The sequence below is a fragment of the Arthrobacter sp. StoSoilB5 genome, from assembly GCF_019977235.1.
Taxonomy (GTDB): Bacteria; Actinomycetota; Actinomycetes; order Actinomycetales; family Micrococcaceae; genus Arthrobacter.
Map to the genome: position 1 here is coordinate 5,019,314 of NZ_AP024646.1, position 16,235 is coordinate 5,035,548.

Sequence of the window (16,235 nt, forward strand, 5' to 3'; positions counted from 1 at the left end):
GCTGTCGGCTATGTGGATAACGCTGGCGGCTGTCCACATAGCGCAGTCATCAACTCGGGTGCCTCCTCGGAACATGAAAGAATAGGCCCCATGGCTGAATCCCCTCGCGTGTCCCTCGCTTCCGAACCCCTCGCTCTTGGCGCCCTCGACGGCCGCTACCGTGCCGCCGTCGCGCCCCTTGTTGACTACTTGTCCGAGGCGGCATTGAACCGCGATCGCGTTCACGTTGAGGTTGAGTGGCTGATCCACCTGACCAGCCAGTCCGTGCTGCCTGGCGCCGGCCCCCTGAGCGAAGAGCAGGTGTCCCAGCTCCGTGCCATCGTCAGCGAGTTCAATGCCGCGTCGGTCAACGAACTCGCCGAGATCGAGGCCGTCACGGTCCACGACGTCAAGGCAGTTGAGTACTACATCGGCCGCCGCCTGCCCGCCATTGGCATCGAAAACCTGACAGCCATGGTTCACTTCGGCTGCACGTCCGAGGACATCAACAACCTCTCTTACGCCGTTGGCATCAAGGGCGCGGTAGAGGACGTGTGGCTCCCCAACGCCACCGCGCTGGTGCAGCAGATCGAGGCCATGGCCGAGGCAAACCGCTCTGTGCCCATGCTGTCCCGCACGCACGGCCAGCCCGCCACCCCCACCACGCTCGGCAAGGAACTGGCTGTCATCGCGCACCGCCTGAACCGACAGCTGGCACGCATCGCCAAGACCGAGTACCTGGGCAAGATCAACGGCGCCACCGGAACGTACGCTGCCCATGTTGCTTCGGTTCCGACTGCCGATTGGGAAGCCGTCGCCAAGACCTTCGTCGAAGGACTGGGCCTCACCTGGAACCCGCTCACCACGCAGATCGAAAGCCACGATTGGCAGGCCGAGCTCTACGCCGACATCGCCCGCTTCAACCGCATCCTGCACAACGTGTGCACGGACATCTGGAGCTACATCTCCATCGGCTACTTCCGCCAAATTCCCGTTGCCGGTGCCACTGGCTCGTCCACCATGCCGCACAAGGTCAACCCGATCCGCTTCGAAAACGCCGAGGCCAACCTGGAAATCTCCAACGGCCTGCTGGACACCCTGGGCGCGACGCTGGTTACTTCCCGCTGGCAGCGCGACCTCACGGACTCCTCTTCGCAGCGCAACATTGGCGTCGCCTTTGGTCACTCCCTGCTGGCAATCTCCAACGTCGCCAAGGGCCTGAAGGCCCTCGACGTCGCCGAGGAAGTCCTCGCGGGCGATCTCGACACCAACTGGGAAGTCCTGGGCGAAGCCATCCAGATGGTCATGCGGGCTGAAGCCATTGCCGGTGTGGAAGGCATGGAAAACCCGTACGAGCGCTTGAAGGACCTCACCCGGGGCCAGCGCGTAGATGGCGCCCGGATGCAGGAGTTCGTCCAGGGGCTCGGCCTGTCCGCCGACGCCGAGGCGCGCCTGCTCGCCCTCACCCCGGGCAAGTACACCGGCATCGCCGACAAATTGGTGGACCACCTGAAGTAGCAACAAACGCTCGCCGACGGCGGGCCGGGGCTGGATCCCTCGGCCCGCCGTCGGCGTTTAAACTAGTGGACACCTGGCGCATTCCTGCCCACTTCGTCAGCGGGCAAGCCCTTCCAGGTGCGGAGACACGGCGTGTCGGGGCGTTCACTTGCGTTGACCGCTGATTGGCTGGAAGTAACTGGGCAGGAACGCGCGGGCAAAACAGATAAGGCAACGACGTGAGGAGCGGAGCACCCATGAAGCTCCTACTGATCAGGCACGGACAGACCCCCGGCAACGTTGCGGGCCAACTGGATACGGCCTTTCCTGGTCCAGGGCTCACGGAACTCGGCGAGCGGCAAGCGGCCGCCCTGCCCGAAGCTCTTGCAGATGAGTCCATTCAGGCCCTCTACACCTCCACGTTGCTCCGGACCCAGCGGACGGCGATACCACTGGCCACGGCAACTGGGCTGGAACCGGAAATCCTGGACGGCGTACACGAGATCGAGGCGGGTTCGCTGGAGAAGAAGACGGATCATGAGTCGCATATGCGCTATATGAGCACGGTCTTCGCCTGGTCCGACGGCGACCTCGAGGTTCGGATGCCGGGCGCCTTCAACGGACACGACTTCTTTGCCCGCTTCGATGCCTCTGTGGAAAAGGTTGCGGCAGCAGGACACTCGACGGCGGCAATCGTCAGCCACGGGGCCGCTATCCGCTGCTGGGCAGGGCGCAGGGCGGAAGACATCGACACACTCTTCGCCGAGACGCACCAGTTGCCCAACACGGGAATCGTGGCCCTCGAAGGGGATCCCGAAACTGGCTGGCGGGTGCTGCATTGGGACCAGATTCCAGTGGGGGGCCTGGCATTGGCAGACCAAACTGCCGAGGACCCCACGGGCGAGGCGTTCTAAGCATGGTGTGGGGCCTGCTTTGCGTGAAAAAACCTCGCGAGAGGGCGCAAAGCGGGCCCCGCAACGCAAGTGCCACGGCAAATAGTGAGCAATTCTCCCGAAGCTTACGCGCAGGAAACACCGCGGTAACCACAGCTTCCTAGGCTTAAGACGCATAAACACCTCAGCGAAACCAAGCGAAATGAGGCATCGATGCAGACCAATCCCCGGCTCAACATCCGGCAGGTCACCTGGGCAAACCCTGTGGGCGCCGACCTCCGTGCCGCGCAACAGGCAGAACTGGATGCCCGGTTCGGGACCACGGATCACGAAGCCGGTCCCCCACCCTCCGAAGCTGACACAGCAGTATTCGTTGTTGCTTACGAGAAATGCTCGGGACAACCACTCGGATGTGGCGGCCTGCGAATGCTGGACGAGAAGACAGCCGAGATCAAGCGCCTGTACGTGGTTCCCTATGCACGGGGATCAGGAGTCGCGAGCTCCATCCTTGCGGCGCTCGAAGCCCAGGCCCACTCCCACGGCTTCAGCGTGATCGCAGCTGAGGCAGGATCGGCCCAGTCCGACGGACGGAGCTTCTACGTAAGCGCCGGGTTCGCCGAAGTCCCCAACTTTGGACCCTACATCGGCATCAATGGATCGTATTGCTACTCCAAGCGGATCGACTCCCACAGCGCGTCCCACACGGCGATGGCGTAAAACACAGGCACGCAGCAGCAGCCAACTGTCACGCAACATCCGGCACCGGAGGCGGCAGTTCGATAATCTCGGAAAATGGAAAAAGCAGACATCACCTTCCGCACCCGCAAATGGGTGCGGCCCGAGGACCTCAACGCCAACGGCACACTCTTTGGTGGCAGCCTGCTGAAGTGGATCGATGAAGAGGCCGCGATCTACGCCATCCTCCAGTTGGGCAATGGACGCGCCGTCACCAAGTACATCTCCGAGATCAACTTCGTGAGCTCAGCGGTGCAGGGCGACCTCATCGAGATGGGGCTGACGGCGAAACGCTTCGGCCGCACGTCGTTGACCATGCGCGCCGAGGTCCGGAACATGATCACCCGGCAGAGCATCCTGACCATCGAGGAGATCGTGTTCGTGAACCTCGGCGCGGATGGGCGCCCGCAGCCGCACGGCTACACGGAAATCACCTACGATCGCGACCGCATCCCCACGCACCACCTCACGGAGACCCTGCACGAGGACTGAGCCACCCGGCGTCGTGCGCTATACAGAGCCGTCGCGGCGCTCCTTCCCGGTTAGTGCGCCCGGCACGCCAGATGCCCGCCAAGCAGGCCCCGGAATCCCGCGGATGGCCCGGGGTATCCGGGAAAGAACGCACGGTTAAACGGGTGCTGGCGGCCGCGAGAGCGCGGCCGCCAGCTTATGTTTTCCGGCGACGGGAGTGAGTGCCACCGGAACCTATGGGGCGCCTGGCCGAAAAGCTAGCGCCGGTCGAACGTCAGGCCGCCGGGCACCTGGAACGTCGGCATGAGCTCAAGCATGCCCACGTTGACGTGGCGCGGCGTTTCGATCGCGTAATCCAGGGCATTAACGATGTCGTCGGTGGTCAGCGACTCATAGCCCTCGTAGTAGGTCTTCCAGGCTTCTTCCATGGCCTCGGGTGTGCCGCCCATGTTGCGCCCGAAGATCTCGGTTTCCACCCGTCCCGGGCAGATCTCGGTGACGCGGATGCGCTTACCCACGGTGTCGTTTCGGAGCTGGCGGGAGATCTGGTGCACAGCCGCCTTGGTGGCGTGATAGACGGTGTGGCCGTAGAAGTTGTAGACGCCGGCAATCGAGCTGATGTTGATGACGTGGCCAAGGTCCCGCTCCACCATGCCCGGCAGCACCAGACGGGTCAGCTGAAGCAGGCCGCGAAGATTCACATCCACGAGCTCGTCGATGTCCTCTTCGGACGAGTCCAGGATGTTGCCCGGCCGGGAAACTCCGGCGCAGTTCACCAGGACGTCCACCTTGAGTTCGCTCACGACGGCGGCCAGCGCGGCTGTGTCGGTCAGGTCCACCACGTGTGGGACTGCCCCGGTGCGGTCGGCCAGTTCGGCGAGGCGTTCCTCGTTGCGGGCCACGGCGTGGACGGTCAGGCCGCGCTTGGCGAGGCGTTCAGCGATGGCTGCACCCATACCGGTCGAAGCTCCGGTGACAAGGGCGGTGGTGTAGTCGGAAAAAGACATTGGTCCTCCAAAAGGTGGGGAATCGGTAGGGCTCTGGTGGCTAGGCGTCGCGCAGCGGTTCGTGGGCGCGGTCCTTGACCGTGCTGACGGCGATCAGCGTGCCCAAGGCCGTGATCACTGCGTAGAAGGCCGGCATGTAGATGTTCCCCGTGGACGAAATCAGCCAGGTCATGAGCAACGGAGCCGTGCCGCCGAACAGGGCGGAGGAGATGTTGTAGCCAAGGCCGTAAGCGGAGTAGCGGACCCGGGTGGGGAACAGTTCAACGATCAGGATGTGGATGACGGCGGTGTGGCCGGCGAAGACGACTGCCATGATGCAGGCACCGAGGATTGCCAGGCCCATTTCACCGGTTGCAATGAGGGCGTAGGAAGGGATGCCGAGGACAGCCATGGCAATCGCCGAGCCGGCGATGACCTTCTTGCGTCCAACACGGTCCGAGAGGGCACCCATGAAGGGGATGGCGATGCAGATGACAACCAGGCTGCAGGCAGTGACCAGAAGGGCTTGGCCGATAGTGAAGTTAAGCTGCTTGCCCTTGAGGAACGTGGGCATGTAGGAGAACAGCACGTAGTAGCCGGAGCCGTTCATGAGCGGGATGAACAGGGCCAGGAGCATGGCACGGCGGTGCTCGGCGGACTTGAAGGCTTCCTTGAGCGGATTCTTGGAAAGTCCGCCCTCTTCCTTCAGCTTTACGAAGTTGGGGGTATCGGCGATGGCCTTGCGGATGTACCAGCCGATGATGCCCATGGGGATGGCGACGAGGAACGGGATGCGCCAGGCGAAGGAACCGAAGCCGCCGCCGTCAATGGCTGCCTGGGTGAGCCACGGGGACATGGAGAACGCCACAAGCGTACCGGTGAGCAGTGCTGCGAAGGAGGCAATCTGGGCGTAGGAAGTGATGACACCGCGCTTGCCTTCAGGGGCGTGCTCGGCAAGGAAGGTCATGGCGCCGGCAGCTTCGCCGCCAACGGAGAAGCCCTGCAGCATACGCAATAGCACCAGGAGGATCGGCGCGGCAATGCCAATGGCCGCATATGGCGGCAAGAGCCCGATGCCGGCCGTGGCAACACTGATCAGGAGGATCACGAAGACCAGTAGCTTTTGCCTGCCGATCCGGTCTCCGAGGTAGCCACAAACAACAGCGCCCAGGGGCCGAACGAAGAACGAGACTGCGTAACCGGCGAACACGAAGAGCAGTGCATTGTCCGGGTTGCCGGGGGCCAGGAAGACCAGGGCCAGCGTTCCCGCCATGAAGGCGAAAATGCCGTTGTCGTAGAGTTCCACGAAGATGCCAACACAACCTGCGGTGACAACCTTGCGGGTTTGGCGGCCCGTGAGCCGCTCATGCTGCGCTGGCGCAGCGTTGGTGCTTGCGGTCATGACTTTTCCTTACTGAGATGAGCGTAGCAACGCCTACTGGTATGACGACAGGGTTTTTAGCTGCATGCCGCAACTGGTAGGTCCTGCCATTGGGGACGGCATCCGATGCCGAGGAGTCCGAAGACGGTGTTGACGGATTCGCGGAGGGTTTCCAGTTGGGCCCGCGAGCGTCGATGCGCGGCAGTTGCTTCTGCCACTGTGGTTTTCCGAAAACGGACTTTGTCCCCTGGCCTTGCTTGGGCCAGGACATCCAGTCCGGTGCTGGCTACTACTGCAAGAACGGGATACCCGGCCGTGACGCCTCGTCCCCGATGCAGTACCAGCAGCTCTTCCCTCGAGGGAACCTCGACGGCGCCCACTGGCACTCCGCGTGAAAGCACCTCACCGCTGGAGGTTCTTTCCGGCAGTTGTCCGCCCAGCCGCAGGCCGATGTGGTTGCTGCGGCCGCTCACGGCGTACTCCGAGGTGAAGAGCAGCTCGCCGGATTCGCCAAACTCGGCGACGTCCGGCCCGTCGGTCACGTCGACCAACAGATCTGTTCCCATGCTGGGCCGTTCAGGGCCCAGCCTGAAGAGTGGAAGGTCAAAGTACGGCTGGCGTACTGGGCCCACGCTCCTACGGGTGGGGAGCGTGGTTCCTTCCCGAAGCTGAAGTCCGAAGCCCACCACGGTGTCCGGTGCGCAGCTGCCCAGCAGCGTTTCGGCTTCCAGCGAGCCGTGAATTGCCAGGTAGGCGCGGAGCCCACGGTGGATTCCGCGGATGGACACTGTTTCTCCTGCCCGGACGGACACCGGTTCCCACTGGCGGCACGGGCGTCCACCGATGGTGAGCGTGAGCGGGGCACCGGTGACGGCGATAAGGATGTCGGCGTTGGCCTTCACCCGAAAATCGAGGGCCGTGATCTCCACCAGGGGATCGTTGTCCAGGTTGCCGGCCAGGATGTTGGCGGCACGGGCCGAGTGCTGGTCCAGGGCGCCGTTGACTGGAAGCCCGAAACGCGGTCCGCGGGTCCTGCCGAGGTCGGTGACCACGGAGTTGCCCGGCTGCAGGATCAGGATTTCCCCACTCATCGCCGCACCTCCAACGCCAGTGGCTCCAATTCCATGCCAGCGAAGGTGTGGAAGTCCTCCGCGTGGATCTGGCGGAACCTGAGGACGTCGCCTGGCTTGTACGGGACCAGCGGTTCACGGCGGATGTTCAGTACGGACAACGGAGTCTGGCCGATGACACACCAGCCGCCGGGAGCAACAGCAGGCGCGATGACTGCCTGGCGACCTGCCACCGCCACAGCGCCGGCCGGCACGCTGAGCCGGGGATCCTTCAAACGCGGAACGGGCTTGGGGAACGCGGGCCCGTCCATCATGGGCGAGCCCGCAGGTGCACCCAAGCAGCGGACGGTGTACGTCTTTTCAGTGTGGAGGCGGATGATTTCCTCGGGATCGACTCCCTGAAACTCGGCGACACGGCCCAGGTCCGGGCCGTATTCGCCGCCGTACACCACGGGAACATTGAACTCCCGGGGCGCCCTCAGCGAACCGCCCGCATGAGTGATCTCCATGAGGCCGAGCTTGACGAACGCGCGCACTTGGCGGGCGGAAACCAGAATGGGATCGAACTCAACCAGCACGGAGTCGTACGTAGGAACCGCACCATGAAGGCCCTCGGCGCCGCAGCTTTCCAACCAATCGGCCAGGCGGTGGACGGTCAGCCAGTTGTCTTCGCTGGCCTCCGAGATCGCCACGACGCGCAGTGCGGAGTCTCCGGATTCGTAGATTTCGGTGGGGGCCGCTGTGAGCACGGACATGTCAGGCCGCCTTCCTCTTGGCGTCCATTACCTCGGCCAGCGGGGCGATGTGGACGCCTGCGGACACGAGCTCGGAGCGGATCAAGCGGGCCAGTTCCACGGCGCCGGGGTTGTCCCCGTGCAGGAGGACGGTGTCGACGTCGATATCCATGTCCACGCCGTTGGCGCAGCGGATCTTGCCTTCGACAACCATGCGCAGGGTCCGCTCCACGATCTCTGCGGGATCGTGCAAAACGGCACCGGGCCAGCTGCGGGGAACCAGCGTGCCGTCTTCCTGATAACCACGGTCCACGATGCCCACGATTGCCACGTCCAGTCCCGCGTTGCGCGCTGCCTTGGCCAGTTCGCCTTCCTGCGCCACCACGATGAGCTCGTTGTCCACCCGCGCTGCAGCCTCCGCAACAGCTTGGGCGTAGTCGGTGCGAACAGCCACGAGGTTGCCCAGGCGGCCGTGGGGAGCGATGTGGGTGATCTTGGTGCCGTGGAAGGCGGCAAAGCCGTTTAAGGCGCCGAGCTGGTAGAGCACATCGTTCTGTACTTCACTGGCAGTAAGGCCCATGTCGCGCCGGCCGAAACCACGCAAGTCCGGGAAGCTTGGGTGGGCCCCGATGCCTACGCCGCGGCGAACGCACTCAGCAACCGTGGAGGCCATGATGTCCGGGTCACCGGCGTGGAACCCGCATGCGATATTGGCGCTTGTTACGATCTCCAGGAGCTCGGAATCGTCGCCAATGGTGTAGGCGCCAAATCCCTCTCCAAGATCCGCTACAAGATCAATTGTCGGGTTCACGTGGTTCTCTTTCCGTGGTTTTGCATTCAGGTCCGGGAAGGACATGAATAATCCGCTCGAGGATTAGTTGAATTCCCGGTAAATGTCGGACGCTTGTGGATTCCAAAGCGTTGCCTGAAGTTCTTTCTAGAAGTCTCGCACCGGTCAACCACGTTGCACAAAGACCTAATAGCTATCCCGTGATAGCTCTCCGTTATGACCTGCACCACCCTGTACTGTGGCATGGGTCCCAGTGCTGCCCGGATAGAATTTCCTTATGGCATGCCACCCGGGGACGTGGCTCTCTAGGAAGGCAGAATCATGGACACACGAAAGCTTTCATACTTCGTGCAGATCGTGGATTCGGGAAGCATCACCAAGGCCGCCGCCGCCTTGCACGTTGCCCAGCCTGCGCTCAGCCAGCAGGTATCCGCGCTGGAGAACGACCTCAAACAGCGGCTCCTGATCCGCAGCAAACAAGGTGTTGAGCCCACCGCAGCCGGGCACACGCTGTACCGCCATGCCCAGTCCATCCTCCGCCTGGTTGAACAGGCCCGGCAGGACGTCGCCACGTCTGGAGCTGCACCCTCCGGCAGGGTTTCCATCGCGATCGCGCCATACAGCATGGCCTCCAGCCTGACGCCCCAGATCATCAGGGAAGTCGGACGACGCTACCCGGATGTCGTGGTCCACCTGACGGAGATTTTCGGCGGCGTGCTGAGCGAGGCCATCAAGAACGGCCGCCTCGACATGGCGCTCATCTACGAGCCCGGCAAAATCCGCGGCGTACAGTTCACCACCATGATCGTTGAAGACCTGCATCTGGTGGTGCACCCGGACGTGGACGTCAACCACGGCAAGGACACCGTCACCCTGGCAGAAGCCAGCACAGTGGGCTTGTTCCTTCCCGAGAAGAACCACACTCTGCGCCAGCTCATTGAGAAGGGCTTGGCCGACCAGGACCTGCCGCTCCGCCTGGTGGGGGAAGTGGAGTCTGTGCCGTCGCTGATCCGGCTTATCCGCGCGAACCTGGGCGGCACTGTCCTGCCCAAATCTGCTGCCGATGCTCTCTTCCCGGACCAGGATTTCAAGGTGTTGAGGATCATCGAGCCTGGCCTGCAGAGCAAGATCGCCCTCTGCACTCCAGACCACGAGCCGCTCTCCGAAGCTGCCTCGGCCGTGCTCCTGGTGGTCAAGGAGATGCTGCACCAACAACTGATCAACAAGTACGGAACCGACCCCGTACGGCTGCCAGCCCATCCATAACAAAGCCTTATCTGGACAGACAACTTTGGTCTTATTCAACGCCGCTTTAATTTCCTAATATCGAATTAGCAAGAAATTCGAAAGCAGCTCACGGATTCCGCGGGCAAGTTCAAAGGAAAAAACGGTGAAAAAGATCAGCACAGCCGGATGGGTTTCGAATCCAACCCGCGGAACGATCAGCGCACGAACCGGATTTCACTGCCCACGGAATGGTTTTTGGCGTCCGATCGGTGGCATTGGTGAACCATTGTTCGTCTTCGAAGGAAGCCTGATGCCCGCCCACGCCGGCAGCAGCATCGAATGGCACCTGGTGGACACCCGTCCCGGACACTCCGGACTCGACTAGAGCGTCAGGCCGGGGAAACCCGGCCAGCCGCCGTCGTACACCAACAAAAGCTGCAGCACCCTAAGGCGCCCTGCCACTGGCAAGGCGCCTTTCCCATGCCCGAGCGCCGCCCGAGCGCAGCCCGAGCCCGTCCGATTGCGGAGTCAAGAACCCGGGGCGCGGAGTCAGGAAAGGGCCGGCCGCAACGCCTTTCAGGCGCGCGACCGGCCCTTCGCGGATGGTTAGTCTTCGACCAGGAGGCCCTTCTCCTTGAGCTTCTCCGTCAGGCCGCAGAGCTCGATGGTGTTGCCGCCATCGTGGTACAGCTTGATGAGTTCTCGCTCGTGGTCGTCACGGGCCTGGGACAGTGCGATGACTTCCTCGGCCTCCTCGCGACGGACAACCACCACGCCGTCGGCGTCACCGCGGAGGATATCGCCCGGGTAGATGATTTCGTCGCCGAAGACGATGGGGTGGTTGATCGGGCCGAGGGTTTCCTTGACCGTGCCTTTGATGCTGACGCTGCCGGAGAACACAGGCAGGCCGAGTTCGATCAGGTCCTGGGTATCGCGCACGCCGGAATCGGTGACCATCGCGGCGATGCCCTTGGCCTTCATGGCGTTGCCCAGGACGTCGCCGAACGTGCCGGCCTCGGTCATTTCCTGCGCCCCGACCAGGACGACGTCGCCGGCCTGTGCATAGTGGATGGCAACCTGGAGCATCAGGTTGTCCTGCGGGGCACAAGAGACCGTAACAGCCGGGCCGCAGAAGGACATGGAGCGGTCGATCGGTTTGATCCTGGAGCTCAAGGCACCGCGGCGGCCCTGTGCTTCGTGGATGGTCGCTGAGGAAAAGGCAGCGAGGCGGCTGACGACGTCTGCATCAGGCCGCTCGAACTTGGTCTTAACGTGGATCATTTGAGGGATCTTTCTGTGGGGCTTAGGACAGTGCGTTGACGGCGTCGCGGATCGAGTCCACGCCGGCGTTGATGGTCTCCAGCGAAGTGGCGAAGGAGATCCGGAAGTAGGGCCCCAGGCCGTAGGCCGAGCCCTGGATGACGGCCACGCGAGCGGCGTCCAGCAGGTAGAGCGTGAAGTCCTGGTCGTTCTCGATGACGTTGCCGCTTGGCGTGGTCTTACCGATGACGCCCGAGCAGTTCACGTACGCGTAGAAGGCACCGTCCGCTGGAGCGACGGACAGTCCGTTGATGGCGTTGAGACCTTCGACGGCGGCGTCCCGGCGTTTGCGGTAAACCTCCACACTGTCGCGGACGAATGACTGATCGCCATTCAGCGCCGCTGTTGCTGCAGCCTGGCTAATCGACGAGGGGCACGACGACGTCTGGGACTGCAGTTTGTTCATGGCCGCGATAAGCGGCGCGGGTCCGACGCCGTAGCCAAGGCGCCAGCCAGTCATGGCGTACGCCTTGGACACACCGTTGACCAGCAGGATGCGGTCCTTGAGCGCCGGGGCTGCCGTGACCAGGCTGGTGACGCGGCCATCGCCGAAGTGGATTTCGTCGTAGATCTCGTCGGTGAGGATGAAGACGTGCGGGTGCTCCTCGAGGACCGCTCCGAGTGCCTGCAGTTCCTCGCGGGAGTAAACGGCGCCTGTCGGGTTGGACGGCGCGTTGAGGATAAGCCACTTGGTCTTGGGCGTGATGGCTTTATCCAGGGCAGCGGGGGTCAGCTTGAAGCCTGTATCTTCGCCGCAAGGAACGATCACCGGGGTGCCATCGTTGGCCAGGACCATGTCTGGGTAGGAAACCCAGTACGGCGCGGGAACGATCACTTCGTCGCCTTCGTTGAGCGAGGCCATGAGCGCAACGTAGAGGACCTGCTTGGCGCCGCCGCCGATGGTCAGCTGGTTTCGCTCGTAATGGTGGCCACTGTGGCTTTCGACCTTGCGCAGCATGGCGGTCTGCAACTCGGGCGTACCGGTCACCGAGGTGTACTTGGTCTCTCCGGCGTTGATCGCCTCGATGGCTGCGGCCTTGATGTGGTCCGGGGTGTCGAAGTCCGGCTCGCCGACGGTCAGGTCGATGATCGGGATGCCTTCAGCTTTCAGTTCGCGGACGCGGGCAGCAGCCGCAACGCTGGCTGAGGACTTGATGCGGGTGACCCTCGACGCCGGCATGTAGTCGGACATGTCTCCTCCAGGAATGTGGAACTCAGGACGCGCGGATTCGCGTATCCCCTTTTTCGAGACTAGGGATCCGCGGGCGCTGTGGATAAGACCTAATGTGCGTGGATCAATAAGGGACCCTTATGACCTGCTTCCATGCACTTTGCTTATGGGTTCACTCGGTTTTGGTATTTCCGTGGCTCAGTGAACGCAGCCTAGATTCATAGCTCAGAAGTGTTCGCCAATCGTCGGAAAGGGAGCCAATGCGAGCAACAACCGTATCCGTTTCAGGCCGGTCAGGCACCGGGCGGTACACGTATCGCGCCAGAACACCCGCGGGGCCACAGGCTGCGGTTAAGGGGGAGCACGCCAGGATCACGCGCGCCCTCGCCGCCCACCGGCAACTCCTCTCCCATGCGTCCAGCGCGATCCGCACACTGACCGCGGCCCGGAACGAGATGATCGCCCAGGCCTTGGAGGATGGGCTCACGTTGGCAACCGTCTCGGCGGTGACAGGTGAAAATGTTCGGGCTGTACGGACCATCGGCTTGGCTTATGACGACCTCCATGCGAGCGGGCTCCCCCGCAACGCACAACTCGACGCATTGAAGGCCAAGAGCGAGGAGTTGAAGGCGGCAGAAAGGCACCGCGACCAGATCACGGAACGCCGCGAAGCTTTGATTGTCATGGCTTTGCAAACCCAGGCCTGCGACGACCTTGAACTTGCCTCGCTGACTGGACTGACACAGGACCACATCCGCCGGTCCAGCCGTGGCCTCGCCCGGTCAGCGTAGAAGGCTTCCCACTTACCCCGCAGGACATCGTTGAACCCACGGGTGGTGGAGGGTAGAACGGAGGAATGAGCGACGTGAACTCCTGGATGAGCCAATATATACGCGCGTGGACCTCGAACGATCCCGATGACATCCGGGCATTGTTCACCGAGGACGCCATCTACCATGATCGGCCGAACAGCGAATCACCGTGGAACGGCCACCAAGAAATCGTGAAGGCATGGACGGACGCTGGTGATAGACCCGATGATTGGACGTTCGAGTGGACGCTCCTTGGCCAAGATGGGGACACGGCTTTCGTCCAAGCCGTGACCACCTACCTCAACGACGAGCCCACCTATGACAACCTCTGGGTCATCCGTTTCGCAGAGGACGGCCGGGCCCGCGAATTCACGGAGTGGTACATGGAGCGGAAAGACACCCCCGCCGCACCCAACTAAGTCGCAGTTAAGCGCGTTTTGAGGCCTGTAAACGCGCTTAAGTGCGACTCAGCTGGGTGGGTCAGTAGCTGTCGCGCTCCGCCGTTTCGGACACGGGAATGAACGTCGAAGCGAACCCTTCCGACGCACGGGCCAGAACCGCGACATCGGCGCCCACCAGCACAAAGGAGGCACCGGCGTCGAGATAGGCGCGGGCAGTGTCCGGGTTGAAGGCGTTGACGCCGGCTGGCTTGCCCGCCGCTTTGGCGGCTTCGAGGCAATGCTCGACGACGGCCCTCACCAAGGGATTTTCCTGCTGTCCCAGCAAACCCATGGAAGCTGCGAGGTCCGAGGGGCCCAGGAAGATGCCGTCCACGCCGTCGACGGCCAGGATTTCCTCCACTGCCGAAGCCGCTGCCTCGGATTCGATTTGCACTGTGAGGCTGATCGATTCCGAAGCGGCAGCCAGGTAGTCCGGAACCCGGTTCCAGCGCGAAGCCCTGGCCAGAGCGGAACCCACACCACGAACGCCCAGCGGCGGATAGCGGACGGCTGCCACTGCGGACGCGGCCTCGAAAGCGGAATTCACCATGGGAATCAGGAGGTTCTGCACCCCAAGGTCCAGGTATTGCTTGATGACCACGGTGTCGTTGACCGGCGGCCGGACCATGGCCTGAATGGGGTAACCACTCACGGCGTGGAGCTGCGCAAGGATCGATTCGAGGCCATTGGGGCTGTGCTCGGCGTCGATCAATAGCCAGTCCAGCCCGGAACCCGCGCAGACTTCAGCCACCAGCGGACTACCGGAACAAACCCACATGCCAGCTAACGGACGGCCAGCCTCCGATAAGGCCGAATAGAAGGTGGGGCTCAGTCGAAATTGCATGTCACGACTCCCAAGGGTCCGTAGTCCGCGTGTACGGTATCACCTTTGTACACCCACAGGGGCCTGGTAAACGAGCCCGCCAGGATGATATCTCCAGCCTTCATCGAGTCCCCGTGCGCGGCGATTTTGTTGGCCAGCCAGTGCACCCCGTTGGCCGGGTGATCCAGCACTCCGGCGGCCACTCCGGTCTCTTCCACGGTCTGGTTTTTGTACAGGATCGCGGACACCCAGCGGAGGTCGACGGCGTCGGGCCGCACCGGGCGGCCGCCCACCACCATGGCGCCCATCGCGGCGTTGTCCGAGATGGTGTCCACGATGGTCCGGCCCTCCATTTCGATCCTGGAGTCCAGGATTTCGAGGGCCGGAACCACGTAGTCGGTGGCGTTGAGGACATCGAAGATCGTGCAGCCCGGACCCTTGAGCCCGTCCTTCAGCACGAAGGCCAACTCCACCTCCACCCGGGGGTGCGTGTACTTGTCCCACTGCACTGAGCACCCGGTTTCGAGGACCATGTCGTCGAAAATCGCACCGTAGTCCGGCTCGGTGATGCCCGTGGCGGCCTGCATGGCTTTGGACGTGAGGCCGATCTTGCGCCCCACCAACGTGCGCCCGGCTTCCTCGTTCCGGCGCCGCCACAACTGCTGCACGGCGTAGGAATCCTCCACCGTCATATCGGGGTAGCGGGCGGTGAGCCGCGGCACCGGTTTGCGGTTCCGGCCGGCCTCGAGCAGTTCGTCGGCAATGGCTTCGATCGTCTTCGCGTCCAACATGGTTTAGACCTGGGCTCCCAACTTGAAGCCTTCAGCGGCCACGCCTGCGGCGCCTTCGGGGCGGGTGTAGGAGAACCCGTCGGCGCCCACGGTGACGGCCATTTCGGACTTCTCTTCCCGCTCGATCACGGGCTGCGGGTTGCCGTCCAGGTCCAGGACCAGGGAGGCCTCCGTGTACCAGGAGGGAACCACGGGGTTGCCCCACCAGTCGCGGCGCTGGTTGTCGTGGACGTCCCAGGTGACCGTGGGGTTGTCGGGATCGCCGGTGTAGTAGTCCTGGGTGTAGATCTCCACGCGGTGGCCATCCGGATCCAGGATGTAAAGGTAGAACGCGTTGGACACGCCGTGGCGCCCGGGTCCACGTTCGATCCTGTCGGAGATGCGCAGGGCACCCATCTTGTCGCAAATCTGGATGATGTTGTGCTTCTCGTGCGTGGAGAAGGCGATGTGGTGCAGGCGCGGGCCGTTGCCGCCGGTCAGGGCGGTATCGTGCACGGTCTGCTTCCGGTGCATCCACGCGGCGTAGGTGACGCCGTCGGAATCCTTGATGTCCTCCGAGACGCGGAAGCCGAGGTCCTCCAGGTACTTGCGGCCACGCGGGACGTCCGGGGTGACCTGGTTGAAGTGGTCCAGGCGGACCAGCTCTCCGGCGGAGTAGAGGTCATAGCGCTGAGTCAGGCGCTCAACGTGATCCACCTCGTAGAAGAACTCATACGGGAAGCCCAGCGGATCCTCCACGCGGACGGAATCGCCCACGCCCTTGGTGAAGCCTTCCTTCCGGCGCTCAACCCGGCAGCCCAGTTCGCGGTAGTACGCCTCGGCGGCGTCCACTTCTGCCGGGGACTTCACGCGGTACGCGAAGGCGGCAGCAGCGGCAACCGGGCCCTTGCGCAGGACGAGGTTGTGGTGGATGAACTCCTCGAAGGAGCGCAAGTAGATGGTGTTCTCGTCCTCTTCGGTGACATGCAGGCCGAGCAGGTCTACGTAGAACGCGCGGGACTTGGCCAGGTCCGTGACCACCAGTTCCAGGTAGGCGCAGCGAACGATGTCCGGAGCGGGAACTGTTGGGGTGGGGATGGGGCCGGTGAATGGGTTGCTCATGATGATCTCTCTTC

Annotated in this window: 18 protein-coding genes; 8 read left to right on the plus strand and 10 right to left on the minus strand. The window is 63.0% G+C overall.

What is annotated here, in order from left to right:
- Positions 1 to 90: 90 nt before the first annotated feature.
- The 4 genes from purB to LDN75_RS22760 all read left to right on the plus strand — a co-directional run bounded on the left by purB (position 91) and on the right by LDN75_RS22760 (position 3,596).
- The gene (purB, locus tag LDN75_RS22745) at positions 91 to 1,497 is read left to right on the plus strand and encodes an adenylosuccinate lyase (protein ID WP_223934933.1); all 1,407 of its coding nucleotides are present in this window, start codon (positions 91 to 93) and stop codon (positions 1,495 to 1,497) included.
- Positions 1,498 to 1,733: 236 nt separating this feature from the next.
- Positions 1,734 to 2,390 carry a histidine phosphatase family protein gene (locus tag LDN75_RS22750; protein WP_223934934.1) on the plus strand — a complete coding sequence of 219 codons (657 nt, stop codon included), beginning with the start codon at positions 1,734 to 1,736 and terminating at the stop codon, positions 2,388 to 2,390.
- A gap of 192 nt (positions 2,391 to 2,582) precedes the next feature.
- Positions 2,583 to 3,086, plus strand: coding sequence for a GNAT family N-acetyltransferase (locus LDN75_RS22755; protein WP_223934935.1), 504 nt, complete (start codon positions 2,583 to 2,585; stop codon positions 3,084 to 3,086).
- A 75-nt stretch (positions 3,087 to 3,161) separates the two neighbouring features.
- The gene (locus LDN75_RS22760) at positions 3,162 to 3,596 is read left to right on the plus strand and encodes a hotdog domain-containing protein (protein WP_216926238.1); all 435 of its coding nucleotides are present in this window, start codon (positions 3,162 to 3,164) and stop codon (positions 3,594 to 3,596) included.
- 236 nt (positions 3,597 to 3,832) lie between these two features.
- Here LDN75_RS22760 and LDN75_RS22765 read toward each other — a convergent pair whose 3' ends face one another.
- Genes LDN75_RS22765 through LDN75_RS22785 form a run of 5 tightly spaced genes read right to left on the minus strand, consistent with a single transcriptional unit; the run spans position 3,833 to position 8,557 of the window.
- Positions 3,833 to 4,582: an SDR family oxidoreductase gene (locus LDN75_RS22765; protein ID WP_223934936.1), complete on the minus strand. Its 750-nt coding sequence runs from the start codon at positions 4,580 to 4,582 to the stop codon at positions 3,833 to 3,835.
- 40 nt (positions 4,583 to 4,622) lie between these two features.
- Positions 4,623 to 5,963, minus strand: a complete 1,341-nt coding sequence (locus LDN75_RS22770; RefSeq protein ID WP_223934937.1) for an MFS transporter — start codon at positions 5,961 to 5,963, stop codon at positions 4,623 to 4,625.
- 56 nt (positions 5,964 to 6,019) lie between these two features.
- On the minus strand, positions 6,020 to 7,033 hold the full coding sequence (locus LDN75_RS22775; RefSeq protein WP_223934938.1) for a biotin-dependent carboxyltransferase family protein: 1,014 nt from the start codon (positions 7,031 to 7,033) through the stop codon (positions 6,020 to 6,022).
- Positions 7,030 to 7,767: a carboxyltransferase domain-containing protein gene (locus LDN75_RS22780; protein WP_223934939.1), complete on the minus strand. Its 738-nt coding sequence runs from the start codon at positions 7,765 to 7,767 to the stop codon at positions 7,030 to 7,032. The genes LDN75_RS22775 and LDN75_RS22780 overlap by 4 nt, the downstream gene beginning before the upstream one ends.
- A gap of 1 nt (position 7,768) precedes the next feature.
- Positions 7,769 to 8,557, minus strand: a complete 789-nt coding sequence (locus LDN75_RS22785; RefSeq protein ID WP_223934940.1) for a 5-oxoprolinase subunit PxpA — start codon at positions 8,555 to 8,557, stop codon at positions 7,769 to 7,771.
- A 300-nt stretch (positions 8,558 to 8,857) separates the two neighbouring features.
- Between LDN75_RS22785 and LDN75_RS22790 the strand changes: the two genes are divergently transcribed.
- Positions 8,858 to 9,802, plus strand: a complete 945-nt coding sequence (locus tag LDN75_RS22790; RefSeq protein ID WP_223934941.1) for a LysR substrate-binding domain-containing protein — start codon at positions 8,858 to 8,860, stop codon at positions 9,800 to 9,802.
- Between the two features lie 124 nt (positions 9,803 to 9,926).
- On the plus strand, positions 9,927 to 10,148 hold the full coding sequence (locus tag LDN75_RS22795; RefSeq protein ID WP_081589161.1) for a hypothetical protein: 222 nt from the start codon (positions 9,927 to 9,929) through the stop codon (positions 10,146 to 10,148).
- A gap of 221 nt (positions 10,149 to 10,369) precedes the next feature.
- On the opposite strand, the gene LDN75_RS22800 is transcribed toward LDN75_RS22795, so the two are convergent.
- Positions 10,370 to 11,044, minus strand: a complete 675-nt coding sequence (locus tag LDN75_RS22800; RefSeq protein ID WP_223934942.1) for a 4-carboxy-4-hydroxy-2-oxoadipate aldolase/oxaloacetate decarboxylase — start codon at positions 11,042 to 11,044, stop codon at positions 10,370 to 10,372.
- 22 nt (positions 11,045 to 11,066) lie between these two features.
- Positions 11,067 to 12,275: an aspartate transaminase gene (locus tag LDN75_RS22805; protein ID WP_223934943.1), complete on the minus strand. Its 1,209-nt coding sequence runs from the start codon at positions 12,273 to 12,275 to the stop codon at positions 11,067 to 11,069.
- A gap of 239 nt (positions 12,276 to 12,514) precedes the next feature.
- Between LDN75_RS22805 and LDN75_RS22810 the strand changes: the two genes are divergently transcribed.
- Complete coding sequence (locus LDN75_RS22810) at positions 12,515 to 13,045, plus strand: hypothetical protein (RefSeq protein WP_223934944.1); 531 nt, start codon at positions 12,515 to 12,517, stop codon at positions 13,043 to 13,045.
- 65 nt (positions 13,046 to 13,110) lie between these two features.
- A complete protein-coding gene (locus tag LDN75_RS22815) occupies positions 13,111 to 13,485 on the plus strand; it encodes a nuclear transport factor 2 family protein (protein ID WP_223934945.1) in 375 nt (124 codons plus the stop codon).
- A 61-nt stretch (positions 13,486 to 13,546) separates the two neighbouring features.
- Here the strand turns inward: LDN75_RS22815 and LDN75_RS22820 are convergent, their stop codons facing one another.
- The 3 genes from LDN75_RS22820 to hpaD are packed head-to-tail and all read right to left on the minus strand — an operon-like array spanning position 13,547 to position 16,221.
- Positions 13,547 to 14,350 (minus strand): HpcH/HpaI aldolase/citrate lyase family protein, encoded by an 804-nt coding sequence (locus LDN75_RS22820; protein WP_223934946.1) that lies wholly within the window; start codon positions 14,348 to 14,350, stop codon positions 13,547 to 13,549.
- Positions 14,335 to 15,120, minus strand: coding sequence for a 2-oxo-hept-4-ene-1,7-dioate hydratase (gene hpaH, locus LDN75_RS22825; protein WP_223934947.1), 786 nt, complete (start codon positions 15,118 to 15,120; stop codon positions 14,335 to 14,337). Before hpaH ends, LDN75_RS22820 begins: the two co-directional genes overlap by 16 nt.
- 3 nt (positions 15,121 to 15,123) lie before the next feature.
- Positions 15,124 to 16,221, minus strand: a complete 1,098-nt coding sequence (hpaD, locus tag LDN75_RS22830; RefSeq protein ID WP_223934948.1) for a 3,4-dihydroxyphenylacetate 2,3-dioxygenase — start codon at positions 16,219 to 16,221, stop codon at positions 15,124 to 15,126.
- Between the last annotated feature and the right edge of the window lie 14 nt (positions 16,222 to 16,235).